This is a genomic window from Paenibacillus allorhizoplanae, assembly GCF_927798215.1.
GTDB lineage: Bacteria > Bacillota > Bacilli > Paenibacillales > NBRC-103111 > Paenibacillus_E > Paenibacillus_E allorhizoplanae.
Window position 1 is genome coordinate 30150 of record NZ_CAKMMW010000029.1, and the last position, 14721, is coordinate 44870.

The following is a 14721-nucleotide window of genomic DNA, read 5'->3' on the forward strand; positions in this document are numbered from 1 at the left end:
CGATCACCTACTCCTTCACTGCTCCCAACATGATGCCGGATACAAAATATTTTTGCAAAAATGGATACACGATTAGCATCGGCACCATGGCTATAAAAACCTTGGCGGCATTGAGCGTCCTGTTGGATAACTCAGACAGCTTTTTATATTGTTCAGGCGTGAGGTTTGTACCGACCGGGATGTTAACAACCAACTGCTGGATATAGGTTTGCAGCGGATATTTATCAGAAGTGTTCATCAGCACCAGACCGTTAAAGAACTCGTTCCAGTGATATACACTGATAAACAGCGCTACTGCCGCTAATACAGGGATGGAACAAGGAATATAGATCCGAAACAACGTCGCCCAAGGGCCGGCACCGTCTACAATTGCCGCTTCACTGAGATCTTTAGGGAGATTTCGAAAAAAGTTCATGATCAAAATAACATTAAAGATTGGGACTCCACCGCCAAGCACCAGCGCCCAAATCGAGTTGATCAAACCATAATGTTGGATCGTGAGATACCATGGAATCAGACCGCCATTAAAGACCATGCAAAAAACTAGTATCCACATGAACGTATTGCGCGCTGTAAAATCTTTCTTTGGTCTCGCCAACGGGTAAGCCATCAAAACACTTACAAACATAGAAAATGCGGTACCTAGCACGGTTCGTTGGATCGAAATCCAGAATGAATTCAAGAAAAGATTGTCGTTTATGATCTCTTTGTATGAGGCTAATGAAAAACCAATCGGATAGAGAGTAACCAACCCTGCATTTGCAGCTGATTTATCAGAGATCGACACACAGAAGGTATACCATAGTGGATATATGCAGCTAATCAGCAACAAGCCAAGGAGGATCACATTGACAATTTCGAAAGTACGTGAACCTAAAGTCGAATTTCTTACCATTGCAACGCCCCCTTCTAGAACACCGTATAATCGGCATATCTGTATGCCAGACGGTAGGATATGACAATGAGCACGAAGCTGATGACAGACTTGAACAGCCCTGCCGTTGTGGCTAATGAGAATTGCAGATTCTGCAAGCCCAGTCGATACACCCAAGTGTCTAAAATATCGCCGGTTGAGTACACAAGCGGATTATAGAGATTGTATACCTGATCGAAGCCTGCATTAAGCACATTGCCGAGACTTAGAACGCCCAACAGCACGACCGTTGTCGTTAGCGCTGGAAGTGTAATATTCCTAATCATTTGCCAACGATTGGCTCCATCGATTGCCGCTGCTTCATACAGATTCATATTGACCCCTGTCAGTGCTGCGAGATAAATAATGGCATTATAACCGAACTCTTTCCACACATCCGTTCCGATAACCAACTGACGAAATATACTTGCATCCGCCATAAATAGTTTGGGATCACCACCGAACATTTCAATGACCGTATTAACAACGCCGTAATAGCCAAAAATGCCGATAACAATCGTCGCCATTATGACCCAAGATAAAAAGTGTGGTAAATAAACGACCGTCTGAACAAACTTTTTGTAGCGCAAGTTGGTGAGCTCATTCAACAATATCGCAAATATCAACGGGATTACCAAATTGAATACAATTTTGCCCACAGCGATAATAATTGTGTTCGTGATGACCGATTTACTGTCATTCAGTTGAAACATGTATTTGAAATTTTCCAACCCAACCCACTCGGAACCGAATATGCCCATTCCGGGATTATAATTTTGAAATGCCATTACGATGCCGAACATCGGCACAATACTAAACAGAATAAGCCAAATTATGCCTGGCAGCAGCATCAAATAATAATGCTTTTGAAATCCCATTCTCCTCATCAAGGTTGTCCCCCAATCTCAACTGGCATTTTGAAAATTTGCAAAAGGCGTTGAGTCCACCAACGCCTTTTGCAAGTTTTTACATGTTATTTTTTTAGGAGTTCCGCTACTTCCGCTGTGATCTGATCTCCGCCTTGAGCCTTCCAATCTTTAACAAACTTATCAAAAGTATCGATTGAGGCTTGGCCTAGGATGATTTTTAGTACGGTCTCATCCTCCATCTTTTTCAAATTTGCCCATTTGGTCTCCATTGTAGCTGTTTGGTTATAGGTTACGCTGAATACTTTCTTATTGATCGGTATCGTTGAAAATGAACGGTCGCCAATCATGAGCGAATATAGACGCTGGAAATCACCAAAATTTGTTTTGTCGAAGTTGCTAACATTTAGGTTATCGTATGGCGGTTTAATGACGTTTTGTACTTTCTTCGCATCCGCATACATCAGCTTATACAAGCTATTAGGCACATTATAATCTTCCGGTTTCTTCTGTCCGTTCAGTACTTTGAGAAGTTCGGTATACTCATACTCAGTCTCATTAGCCGCCGCCATTACGTTACGCAGCGGATACCAAGCCACATTGACGGATAAATTGAACGTAGCCTCATCGCGCACAAGTGCATTATTCATAATGAGAATAGCTTTGACGACATCCGGCTTCGCGTTTTTACTAATAAGTGTATACGTACTGCCCGTTGTCTTCATATGGGTGTTCCATTTGCCATCATCCGTATATACGGGATAGGCTTGCCAGTTAGCATTCGGATCGTTTTTGAAAGAATCGCCGTTTCCATATCCGCCATTCCACCATGGTCCAAAGAAAATACCCGCTTTGTTGGCGTTGATCGGATCTCCGACATTATCACGTGTACCAACCTCTGGATCAATGAGTCCCTTCTTGTACCAATCAGCCAGTAAAGCAAGTGTCTTCTTCGTATTGTCCGTTGTCGTTCCATAGGTGACCGAGCCGTTTCCGTTGTCCAGCCAGTAGCCTGGATACGCATCTAAAGCGCCAAATAACGGATCGAATCCACCCATGTTGTTTGAAGAAACGAGGAACGTTGCATAAGGGAACGTATTCTTTGACGGGCCAGCAATGCCGATTGTTTTATCCCCGCCCAACTTGTTATCGATGAACGCTTTAGCTGTCTTCTCGATTTCTCCAACTGTCTTGGGCACCGGCATATTCAGCTTATCGAGCCAGTCCTTGCGAACCCACATGATGTGAACCCCATCGGTATCCACTGTGATATTGGGGAGTGATGTCATTTTGCCTTTGAAGCTTGCGTTTTCCAACGCACGTCCTTGTGTGCTGGCCATAATTTCCTTTACTTGCGAAGAAGCATACTGGTTGAACGAATCCGTGATATCGTACAGTAATCCCGAACTAGCAGCTTTCGTCATAAATGATCGGTCATCAACGACCATGCCGTCCGGAAGTTTGCCCGATGCGATGGATAGGCTAACTTTCTGCTTATAGTCATTACCAGTTGCTGCTGTCCAATCAACAATAATGTTGATATTGTACTTCTCCTTCATATAGCGGGTATATTGGTTATTACCTACACTGTCACCTTGCGGCAACGTTTTGTCTGTCGGATCCACAACCATGCCGATATGAACGTCGACAGGAGACGGAAATCTGGCAAATGCTACATCATCCCCAGTTGTTTGTGTGGAACTTGTCGTTGAAGGCGCTTTCACTTCAGGGGTTGAGGAAGCTTTCACATCTGATGTTGATGGGGTAGTCGTCTCTTTTGTTTCATTTGGAGACGTACACGCTGCCATACTCGAAACAAGAAATGTCGTCAGGAGTACGCTTACAAGTTTTCTTTTCAACTTAATCCCTCCCTTGTATCCTTTCACCATTATTATACATGCAAGGTTTAGATAAAAAGTCTGAAGGATGTATTGTGTTTTGAAGGAACTCATGGATTCAGGGGGGGTATTTGTTCGATTTTCAGTGATCAATTCTCCCTATGGAGTGGAATTGTGCCCGAAATTCCGATGGAAGCAACCGCGTCTGCTCGTAAAAAATCTGTGAAAAATACTTAGAGTCGCCATAACCGACAGCGTTGGCAATCCATGTCACTGGCCGATTTGTTTCGCATAAGAGCCGCTCAGCTGCACGGATCCGCTCTTGCCGTAGAAAGTCGTTAAACGTTGATCCTGTTAACTTTTTAAAACATTGGCAAAAATAACTGCGACTCATACTCACATGTTCAGCAACATCTTCTGCGTGCAGCGTTTCGGCCGTATGCTGGTGAATGAAAACAACCGCCTTGAGCATGCAAATCATCGTTTTCGTTAAATCTGTTGACTTTGTTACCTGCGAATAGATTAATATTCGGTAGCGGCGAATCCATTCCACTGCAGACCGGATGTCATCGATTTCAGACCAGAACCCTGTATCTAGCTGAGCGGCGATCTCGACTTGAGAGATCACTCGCATGAATAACCCCTCTAGACGGCGAACTGAACGATTCGACTCTATTGTTTGCGTACATAACGATTGGAAAACAGCATCATTATACAACCAGTAAAGCGAGCGCCAATCTTGTTCGAGCTTGCGCCATTGCTCATCAAATTGTAAACTGTTTTCATCTTCAACCATATCATTTTGAACAGACACCGTTATCGAGGATTCGGTTTTAGCTATGTGCTGGGGAAATTCGTCAGCCAGTTTATGCCGAATTCGATTGAGAATTTGCTCGTCATCTTCTAACTCTAATCGAACTTTCGAAATATAATCGAGAACGCCCAAGCGGTAAGCTGCTTGCACAGTTTCAAAATCTTCATGAAAAGTAAGCATCACGGAACGCAAACTCGGGTGCTTGATTCGTGCAGCTTGTATCAGCTCTATTCCTGACATCACAGGCATAGAAATGTCGACAAACATGAGATCTACGGCATACTGATCCAGAAATTCCAAAGCTTTTGCCCCATTCGCAGCTTCTCCTGCTACCTGCATACCATGTTCAGACCATGGCATAATTGAAATTAGTCCTTTTCGCGCGAGTTTATCATCATCGACAATTAAAACACGGATCATATCTGTTTCTCCTTTCAATAGGGGAGATACATGATAACGGTTGTACCCTGATTCGGAGTACTGTCAATTTGCAGACGGGCTCTATCACCATAAAATGATTCCAACATAGACCGCACATATCGTAGACCGATCCCCCTGCCTCCCTGCTGTTGATCAGGTGATTCACGCTGTAGAAGTGCAAGCGTCTCCTCGCTAAGTCCTTTGCCATCATCGCGAATTATGATTTGTATAACACCAGCTATTTCGTCTGGTGAAATGCGCACCTCCAGCTTGCCGTGTTCATCAAGACCATGACAAACAGCATTCTCTACAACAGGTTGAAGGATAAACCTGGCGACAGGACTGTCGAGATAGTCTCCCTCAGGTATATCCAAATCCACTTGGAAATCATAACGCTTCTGCTGCAGATCAAGGTAGGCGCGCATGACCTTGGTTTCTGTTCGGAGCGTTGCCGTTTCCTGGGTTTTCCCTAAATTGTAACTAAGCAAAAAAATTAACGTGGATACAAACTTGTCGATTTCAGGCTGTCGATGCATGACAGCCAGCCAACGTACCGAATTAAGCGTATTCATTAAAAAATGCGGGTTTATCTGATAGGCGAGCTTTTCTATTTCCAGTTGATGGCGTCGTTTCTCCTTGTGTTCCACATCGATAATCAATTGCTGAATTTGTTGCTTCATGTTATTAAACTGATCAAATAACTTGTCAAATTCGGAAATGCCTGTACGATATTGCATCGCGCCCATGTGCCCTCTTCCGAGTGCGACCATCTCCGATTCGAATACGCGTAAGGGTCTGTTAATCAGTCGCAGCAGCAGCAAAGCGATCGATAAAAGAATGATAAGAGCGATTCCCAATATTAACAACATATGATTTTTCCAGGTGTAAAATTCGTGGTTGTAGCTCTCTACAGGTAGCATAAGTGCGATATGGTAACCGTAATCGCTAACTAACTGATCCCATATGTATCCTTCGGTCATGCCTGAACTTCCTCCCAGAATTAAGTTCTGGCCGACTGAGAAAACACTTGGATTGCTGGTGTATGTAACCTTTTCCTCTTGATCGCTCAACACTAATACATACGGTAAATTGAGACTGGATGAAAGTTTACTTATGTCAGTCGCGAGATCGGACTTGGCCTCGACATAGATCACTTGCTTCGTTCCGTCGGAAAAAGTGATTTCTCGCGTCACAGAAACGACCTGATCATCACTGAACCTGCACAGTGACAAATGTGGCGATTGATAGTTGATGCTCTCGTTGCCAGCGACAGTAGGCAAAGATTGCATACTAAAATCTTCACGCAACGGCAGATTTGAATACAGTGGGTGCTTCTCCTCGGAGTTATAATACATCACCAGCTCCATTGCTGGGTTAGAGAATGAGATTAATCCAATATTATTTGATACGCTTAGCGAAAGTTGAAGTCTTTTATAGAGATCGTCTGTGGAGAAATAGGTATCCATGAGGTTGCCGACATTGCCTTGAGGAGTCATTTGTTGTGTTACCTGGAGCAGATTATAATAAACTTGCGTGAGCTTCATCGATTGCTGGTATAAATCGAAGGCCATGTTTGTTTTAATTTTGTTTTGCTGCATCGTGTCAATCGCATTGTACGAAACAGCTGCCATTAAAATGGAACAACCTAAAAAGCTCGATATCAGCGTTACGACAATTCGTTTCCTAAGCGAAGTGCTGCGCACGTTCACCACCCCATAGTTGAAATACCTTTAGTAAGTTAAATCACCAAATACTTCCTTATGATTCATCGTTATGAGTGTATTCGATAAGAATTGTATATCTCCTTCTATGATCATCAATTAATGACATTAATTATTAGTGATATGAAATAAATTTGTTAATTAGTCGGACAAACAAAAAAACGATGCCTCTCTAAGGGGCATCGTTTTTATATCACCTATACTATTTCAATATACCCTTCAGTGCCATGTACGCGAATTCGTTGCCCATCTTTAATCAGTTTGGTCGCATTTTCTACACCAACAACAGCTGGTAAGCCATATTCACGCGCGATAACGGCTCCATGGGTCATCAGTCCACCAACTTCAGTGACGAGTCCTTTAATGGATACAAACAAGGGAGTCCAACCTGGGTCAGTAAAAGCCGTGACTAATATGTCCCCCTCTTCTAGATTCGCATCTTCCATGTTTAAAATGACACGTGCACGCCCTTCTATCACGCCTGAAGAAACAGGTAAACCTACAATAGCTTCTGCTGGGAGATTTTCGCGGTTGTATGTACCTGAAACGATCTCACCATCAGACGTGATTACACGTGGGGGAGTTAGTTTTTCAAAAAATTTGTAATCGTCTTTTCGCTTGCTGATAATCTGATAATCCAGTTTGTTTGTGCGTACGACTTCGTGAATCTCTTCAAAAGAGAGATAGAATATATCTTCTTTTTCACGAATGACACACGCTTGTACGAGCTGTTCGGCTTCTTTCAGTAACGCCTGTTTATACACGAAATAGCGGCTAACCCAACCGTATTTGGGATATTCACGATAACCGATGAAATTCCGAATTCGGCGGATCATTCGTTTTGTCTCTTCAGCTTTTTGTTCACCATCCGGCAATTGGATTAATCGAGCTAATAACTCTTGTTCTTTTTCCAAAGCTTCCTGGCGCCCTTTCTCAAACTTTCGATGGCCTTCATTAGGCTCAAAGGCCTTGATGTTACCCAGAATCATGGGAACCAGTGTAATTGGTTTTTCACTCCAACGTGTTTTAGAAATATCGATTTCTCCAGCGCATCGCATTCCGTATTTATGGAGATAAGCATAGATTTCGTCATGAGCTTCCTGTCCACCCTCGAACTTAACCAGTTCATCCAAAAAGATATCCTCTTTTACATGCTGTAAATATTCTATGACTTCCGGATAAGGGCGAATCCGATCTGCGACTCCCATTAATGCCAGACCCATTTCTGATGTAATATTGTAGGGTACCGATTGAGAAAGCGTATCTGCGGCGTTTTTTTCACCTAACCACTCGTTCATTTTTTCATTGATCCATAGTGAAGCATTTATCGCAGTCATAAACACAGCCGTACTTCGTGGGTCAAATAAGATCTTCCTTAATTGCTGGATATCTTCCAGGATAAAATCTAATAAATCAGATCCTGATTTCGTCTGGATGTTTTGTTTTAACTCTTCTACCGATGCGCGATTACTCGCAATCAAATCTGAAACGATGTTCGGATTGTTTTCAATTTCTTCCAGCATATCTGTATTACTTCTGCCTGGAATCGGTGCTGTTTGAACATTGGGTAACAATTTTATAAAATCTCGCTCTATGATGGTCATGAGTGCGCCTTTTATGAGCGGATCGGATCCGATGGTAGTTAATAACGTTTCCCGGTCGACAGGTTTAGCCAGCCTAGGAGCTACATCAATAAACAACCTCCCACCAGCTTTACGCATAGGTGCAGGAGTAATTAACAGGTAAAAAGACAATCCCAATGGTTTTATTGGATCTGTCATCATTTGTTGATGACCAACAGATAGATAGACGTGATTTTCTTGATCATTGGCTTCAGGGATCGGGTATAACGTCGTGATCGGCCGACTCTGGACAATATAAAATGTATCATCAGCCAAACACCATTCAATATCTTGTGGGCTGCCAAAATAAGCTTCGATTTGTCTTCCGATAAGAGCTAATTGTACAATTTGTTGATCCGTAAGTGTTTGCGACGTTTGCTGATCAGGAGCGAGCTGCTTGGTCTCAGTTCCGCCTTCTTTTCGTCCATAGATAGCTAATTTTTTGGTTGCTATCCTTTTATTGACGATTTCCTCTCCCTGTACGGTATAACTATCGGCAGAGACCAACCCAGAGACCAACGCCTCTCCCAGGCCATAACTGGCATCGATGGATAGCAACTTTCGGTTGGACGTTATAGGATCCGCGGTAAACAATATTCCCGAAGCCTGTGGGAAAACCATCCTTTGAACGATAACAGCTAAATATACTTGACTGTGGTCGAATCCATTTTGCATCCGATAAATGACCGCTCGATCTGTAAATAGGGAAGCCCAACATAGGCTAATATGCTGTAAGATGGCATCGAGACCGATGATATTTAGATAGGTGTCTTGTTGACCAGCAAAAGAGGCATGTGGTAAATCTTCTGCGGTCGCACTAGAACGTATGGCATACGCATGTTCATCCCCGAACTGGGAAAGATAGTGAGAAACTGCTTTGACAATATCAGAAGGAATTTCTGTGTCCATAATGATCTGTCGAATCTGTTTACTGATTTCACCAATTTGATCTCGATCATCTACTTTTAGCATGGTTAGTCGATCCAACAAAGCATGATAAGATTCGTTGTGACCAATTGCTCTTTGATACCCTACTGTTGTGACAGAGAATCCTTCAGGAACTTGGAGACCTTCAATTCTTGATAGTTCCCCTAAATTCAACCCTTTTCCCCCAACGAGCAGTAGCTGCGCTTTATCCATTTCCTGAAACCCGAGAACCAAAGAACTCATTTAAGATCTCTCCTAACCATTTAGGTGATAAAAAACATTTGACAAGTGAATTACCGACATGCTACAATTAAAGTGTAAGATGTAATAATTATGTTCGCGAAATAAAAGAAAGTCGTAATGCGATTATATCATCGTGTTTGTTTATATGCAATATGCAAGAACCTGAGTAACCTACTCAGGTTCTTTTTGGGATTCCCTACGATTGCCCCGAGCTGATTGCCCCAAACACCTTCCTCTGATATTCCGCATCATCTCACTTCCGAAACTAGGCATGCATAGAATATCGCTAGGAGGCGAATTGAATGCCGAACTATCGAATTATCGTCGATTTATCGGACCGTAATCTGTACTTACTTGATGGGAATATCGTTACCCGGTCATTCCCTGTTGGAATCGGCAAAATGGTTACGAAGACACCAAAAGGCGAATATCAGATCATAAATAAACAAGCTAACCCCGGAGGTCCATTCGGAGCCTTTTGGTTGGGCCTATCTAAACCCCATTATGGCATCCACGGAACAAATGATCCTTCTTCGATTGGCAGGGAAGTTAGTCACGGTTGTATTCGCATGTACAACGAGGATGTACTGCAACTCTCACAGCTCGTTCCCATTCATACTCGGGTTACCATTCGGCCATAATCTTATGCTGTTCTATACTGGTCACTCCACATAAATCTGAATTTGAGGCATTGAGTTGTTTTCATAACCGTTCACATTCCATTCCGCTTGAAGGGGTTGGGTATTATCCTTGTCATCAGTTGCCTTTACCATAATATGATAGGTTCCAGGTACAGGCACATGCCAATCCCACCCCCATCTTCTCCAGCTGTACTTTTCCTCTGGATCAAGCCATCTCACTAAACTCCATGATTTTCCACGATCAAGACTAATCTCTACCTTTTTAACAAATCCGTGACCTGACCATGCTGTACCTGTAATGATATGCATTCCTCTTCTCATAATTGTTTGATCTGTGGGCTGGGATATTGCGGCATTCACTTTCATTAATGTAACAGGTCTGCGCTTAGTATCTGCTTCAGAACGGTACACGACATAATCTTTTTCTTGAAAAGGACCTTTAAATTCTTGATCAGTAGCCACTATCCGGTAAAGCCATTTGACGGAAGCCATACCATACCAATTCGGAACGATTAGTCTTGCTGGATATCCATGTTTGTAGGGTAGAGGTTTTCCGTTCATGTAGAGGGCAATCAGAGTATCGGGATGCATAGATTTCTCTATTGGGAGGCTTCGGGCAAACCGGAAAGTGCCTGGAAGGTCGGTTCGTTCACCTGTATCCATTCCTTCGAATATAACTTCACGAGCATTAGGACTAATTCCAGCTGCCTGTAATAAAGTTCGAAGAGAAACTCCAGTCCAGATCGCATGGCTGACAGCCCCCTGTTCCCATTGAACCCCTCTGGTTTTTGGCTGGAAATACGTTCTTTTGTTCCCTGAACACTCCATAGTAACTGGCAATGTGATTTGAGGATATTGAAATAATGCTTGATAATTCAGATGAATTGGGTGTTGGACAAATCCTACTATACTTAGCTTCCAATCATTTGTTGGCAATACCGGATATGGGAAATGATTGCGAATATAAAACTTGTTCTCTGGGGTAACCCAGCTTGAAAGTGCTAACATTGGAAACTCCTGATTCTCAGGTATAGTAGAGCGAGGAATTCTAGCGGGGTCATACAAATTCATAAAAGGCTCCTTTCCAAATCAAGGCTTCCCTATTTTATGAAATTCTGACTCCATTTAGTGCTCTTTTATTTTAAAACACCTTTTGGGGTCATTTAAACAACATTCTTCCACTTAGTGCTTGACTACATGTAAAAAAAGCCTCGGCGTGATAATGCCCAGGCATATTGATTATGATACTGTTTATTTATGGAGTAACTCGTAGCAAATTTAGTTAGTGTTTAAGGTTCGACCACGGACCCTACGAAAAGCCAAACGCCAGTCTGGCGGTCTTCAATCGCGAAAAAGAACGGCCGGTTTATCGTCATCTGGAACGGTTCATCGATTGGTGCAGAAGCCCCTGCCATTTGTACCGAAGTGACAGCAGCAGCCTCCGTTCCTTTTTCATTGACCTCGATGAACGATTTGTGTGTTACCGCGCTGATGAAAAGGTTGGGTGGAACAGGTGCTATGCCGGAAAAATCAGCATGGATTTCGTCAAAGGGCAGCGTCATGCCCATAGCCTTGAGCGGTTCTTTCAGCTTTTCACTATATTCGATCTTCAAACGGGGAAGCTTAATTTCACCTCGGCTCGACTGGAATGACTTATACCAGCGCTCGGGATCTGCCCAAAGCTTGTCGTGAAGAGCACCCAGTGAAGACGATTCATCTGGAAGAATGATCAGCATATCCATCTGCCCCTGTCCGTACGGCAAACGAATGGCTTGATATCCCTCTTCCTGCAAATATTCGTAGGTGCCTGTTTGCGACATCATTTGCACTTGTTTGGAGGAACCATCTGGCAGTTTGAAGCTTTCTTCTTTCGTACCAGAAAGTTGGAATTCCTTTTTCCATCCGCCATTGAAATAGACCGCATTCATCAGGATCAAAACTTCTTTGGGATCGATGGATTCGACCATCCTGGGAATTTTCCCGTTGGTATTCTTGTTTACCCAGTCATTGATCGTGTTAGTGGCTTCGGGACTGTAGAAGTTGAGCTCAGTTACTTTGGCATTGTAAAATGCTTGATTCGTTTTCGTGAAATTACTGTTAAATGATGTTCCTTTTCTTAACCAAAGCGAGTTGGCAATACGCACATTTACGTCGCTGCCAGGTTTCTGCAGCAGGGACATAAGTGTCTCATTACCTCGATTCATTTCATCCAGAGACATGTCTTGCCAACCCAACGTCTTGGCCATTGAAGCTTGCGTTTCTCCCTTACTACCGTTGTAAGCCATGGCAAGCGCTAATGAAATGCTGGTGGGCGAAATGAAAATGTTTTTCTTCTTGTCTTGTTCTGTTTGAACCAATTGCCGATGGAGTTGCATGCCGAACTCATTACTTGCTTTAACGATACGTTTTTCAACTCCAGCCGCCGCAACTTGTCTTTTTTCCAATGACATCGAATTTCCAGAAGATTTGGAACATGCAGTTACAATCAGGACCAGCAACATTCCAGCCGCAAGAAGTTTACTTATTCGAACCTTACCGTTCATATCGGTCCCCCCTGTCTTTGATATGCTTATTAGACGAGGAATCTTTACATAAAGTTCCATTTAACAAATTTGGAATTGAAGTAGGTACTCCGCGTTTCTACTACAGCAATCAATTCCGTATACATTACTATTTTTTCAAATCCGATAGAATAGTTATCAATAATAGGGCGGTTTTGGCCGGCACACAAGTTTCATGTCATTTTATTCCAATAATTTTATAGATTCTTCTAGAATAATTTAAGGTATCCTCTCCTGCTATTCTTATAATTAATGTTATAGCGATTCGTCAAGCTAAAGGAGGAAGCAAATATGCAGGATCAGCAAATAAGTCTCGATTTAGCGCTTGTCAAAACGTATGCGCCACAGTTGTTTTTTGATCGTTTGGAGCCATTTTTCCCTGTCCGTGTTGGGGTAACATTATTCGATCAAGACGGTCCATCCCCTTCCTTTCGTCGTATAATCAGCTTCGAGTCGGATACTAGGATTGCAAAGGTCATTGAATATGCCATCTACTGGGATTATGATATCGAGCATTTGTACGAGCTGGAACATGTATGGATTTATGTTGGTCATGACGGCAGTGTTATCAATAGTGAGTGCAGCTTCCATGGCAAATTTTTTAAAGGGCTACTTAAAGATCGAAGTAATTTATCTAAAAACAATCCAACTCAGGTAAAACTGTACTCCCAACCTGGAAAACACGCGTTTTCCCCACTTCTCGCAATGCTTGACCTTGTCCCGAATTTACATACGTGTACCTATGAGACAGCGGGCAGTGCAGGTTTGTTAGTCCCAGACATGCTTCGGGATCAGATGGCCACGGATAAGGAAACGAATCAATTGGTAGAACGCTATCTGCAGACATTTCGGTTTCGACCAACGATGGAATTCATCGAATTTGCGTGGGAAGAATCGCTTTTCGTACCGTGGCCTGAGCTTCTGAAGGAGATTCCACAGCGTGTTAATCATGAATTGAATGTAATGAGGCAGTACTTTGGCATCCACGAATAGTCATCTTCAAACGAATGAGATTTCCCCAATTACTCAAAGTGATTACTCCCCTATCAGTATTAATTTTCCTGTCCAGACACGAACATATTTCGTTAAAATGATAAAAATCCGCGCAAAGCGCGGATCATTGTCCCTCAACCAACGGTCATTGCTTTATCAAGCAATCCAGAAAACCAAATGTAATTGATGAGGTGATAAAGTGAAATATGTTCTGAAATTACGCCAATATTTCGATGAAGTTAGGAGGTGATTTTTTGAGCTACAAGGATTTATAGAAATTTTGGTATGTTAATAGTCTACGAATTCACTTGTCCAAAAAAACTACATCTCAGTGACTCCGGAGGTTTTTTTACATCATGTATGTATATTGAATTCAGTAATTAAAATGGAGGCAAAAATGACATGTATAATAAAATGAAAGCACTTACATCTGTACTCTTAATGACGTTGTTAGTATCCACTCAAGTAGCTCCAACAGCTAGTGCAGCTGTTCTTGCTCATAACCAAGTTGTAGGATTCGCAGAAGTAACCCCTACCACGACTACTCAAATAGCGGCCAAGCTTTTTCAGCCAACTTTGAAAGTTACTACCGGATGTGTGCCTTTTCCTGCCGTAGATGCAGCAGGGAATACCAATGGAGGTTTAGCACCTAGTGGTGCAGCTGATGGGAATTGCAGTTCGAGTCCTGGACAAGTCTATGCACGTTCAGCATGGTACAATGGGGTATGGGCAATTATGTATGCTTGGTATTTCCCTAAAGATTCACCATCTTCAGGATTGGGTCATAGACATGACTGGGAAGGCGCTGTCGTCTGGATTGATAATCCAGCAGCTGCAAATCCGCAAATTCTATCCATTTCCTATTCGCAGCACGGTGACTGGTTGAATGTAGCCAAAAGTACATCTAACACGAATGGAACTCATCCTAAGATTGAATATAAGAGCGTTTGGCCATTAAACCATGCCTTATATATAACGAATACAGCTGGTGGCTACCAACCGTTAATCGGCTGGGACGATTTAACTGCTGCTGCAAGGACTGCCTTAAATACCACAAGTTTCGTAGATGCAAACGTTCCTTTAAACGACTCTAATTTTACAAACAATTTAGCAAGCGCTTGGTATCAGTAATTGAAAAATATAAATTTATACGAGTTCAAGG

Annotated in this window: 11 protein-coding genes; 3 read left to right on the forward strand and 8 right to left on the reverse strand. The window is 42.6% G+C overall.

Annotated features, from left to right (window positions below; translation table 11 throughout):
- Positions 1-7: 7 nt before the first annotated feature.
- From L6I86_RS30805 to ppsA, 6 genes are all read right to left on the reverse strand, one after another.
- Positions 8-895, reverse strand: a complete 888-nt coding sequence (locus L6I86_RS30805) for a carbohydrate ABC transporter permease (protein ID WP_236292404.1) — start codon at positions 893-895, stop codon at positions 8-10.
- 14 nt (positions 896-909) lie between these two features.
- On the reverse strand, positions 910-1800 hold the full coding sequence (locus tag L6I86_RS30810; RefSeq protein WP_236292406.1) for an ABC transporter permease: 891 nt from the start codon (positions 1798-1800) through the stop codon (positions 910-912).
- Positions 1801-1886: 86 nt separating this feature from the next.
- Positions 1887-3638: an extracellular solute-binding protein gene (locus tag L6I86_RS30815; RefSeq protein ID WP_236292408.1), complete on the reverse strand. Its 1752-nt coding sequence runs from the start codon at positions 3636-3638 to the stop codon at positions 1887-1889.
- A gap of 121 nt (positions 3639-3759) precedes the next feature.
- A complete protein-coding gene (locus L6I86_RS30820; protein ID WP_236292409.1) occupies positions 3760-4851 on the reverse strand; it encodes a response regulator transcription factor in 1092 nt (363 codons plus the stop codon).
- A gap of 14 nt (positions 4852-4865) precedes the next feature.
- Positions 4866-6482 carry a sensor histidine kinase gene (locus tag L6I86_RS30825; RefSeq protein ID WP_236292411.1) on the reverse strand — a complete coding sequence of 539 codons (1617 nt, stop codon included), beginning with the start codon at positions 6480-6482 and terminating at the stop codon, positions 4866-4868.
- 287 nt (positions 6483-6769) lie between these two features.
- Positions 6770-9364: a phosphoenolpyruvate synthase gene (ppsA, locus tag L6I86_RS30830; protein ID WP_236292412.1), complete on the reverse strand. Its 2595-nt coding sequence runs from the start codon at positions 9362-9364 to the stop codon at positions 6770-6772.
- Between the two features lie 302 nt (positions 9365-9666).
- Between ppsA and L6I86_RS30835 the strand changes: the two genes are divergently transcribed.
- The gene (locus L6I86_RS30835) at positions 9667-10005 is read left to right on the forward strand and encodes a L,D-transpeptidase (protein ID WP_236292413.1); all 339 of its coding nucleotides are present in this window, start codon (positions 9667-9669) and stop codon (positions 10003-10005) included.
- Positions 10006-10026: 21 nt separating this feature from the next.
- On the opposite strand, the gene L6I86_RS30840 is transcribed toward L6I86_RS30835, so the two are convergent.
- Entirely contained in the window at positions 10027-11013 is a 987-nt protein-coding gene (locus L6I86_RS30840; protein WP_236292414.1) for a sulfite oxidase, read from the reverse strand.
- A 281-nt stretch (positions 11014-11294) separates the two neighbouring features.
- On the reverse strand, positions 11295-12548 hold the full coding sequence (locus L6I86_RS30845) for a serpin family protein (RefSeq protein ID WP_236292415.1): 1254 nt from the start codon (positions 12546-12548) through the stop codon (positions 11295-11297).
- A gap of 309 nt (positions 12549-12857) precedes the next feature.
- On the opposite strand from L6I86_RS30845, the gene L6I86_RS30850 reads away from it, so the two are divergent.
- Positions 12858-13559, forward strand: coding sequence for a hypothetical protein (locus L6I86_RS30850; RefSeq protein WP_236292416.1), 702 nt, complete (start codon positions 12858-12860; stop codon positions 13557-13559).
- 414 nt (positions 13560-13973) lie between these two features.
- Positions 13974-14690 (forward strand): NPP1 family protein, encoded by a 717-nt coding sequence (locus L6I86_RS30855; protein WP_236292501.1) that lies wholly within the window; start codon positions 13974-13976, stop codon positions 14688-14690.
- The last annotated feature ends 31 nt before the right edge of the window (positions 14691-14721 follow it).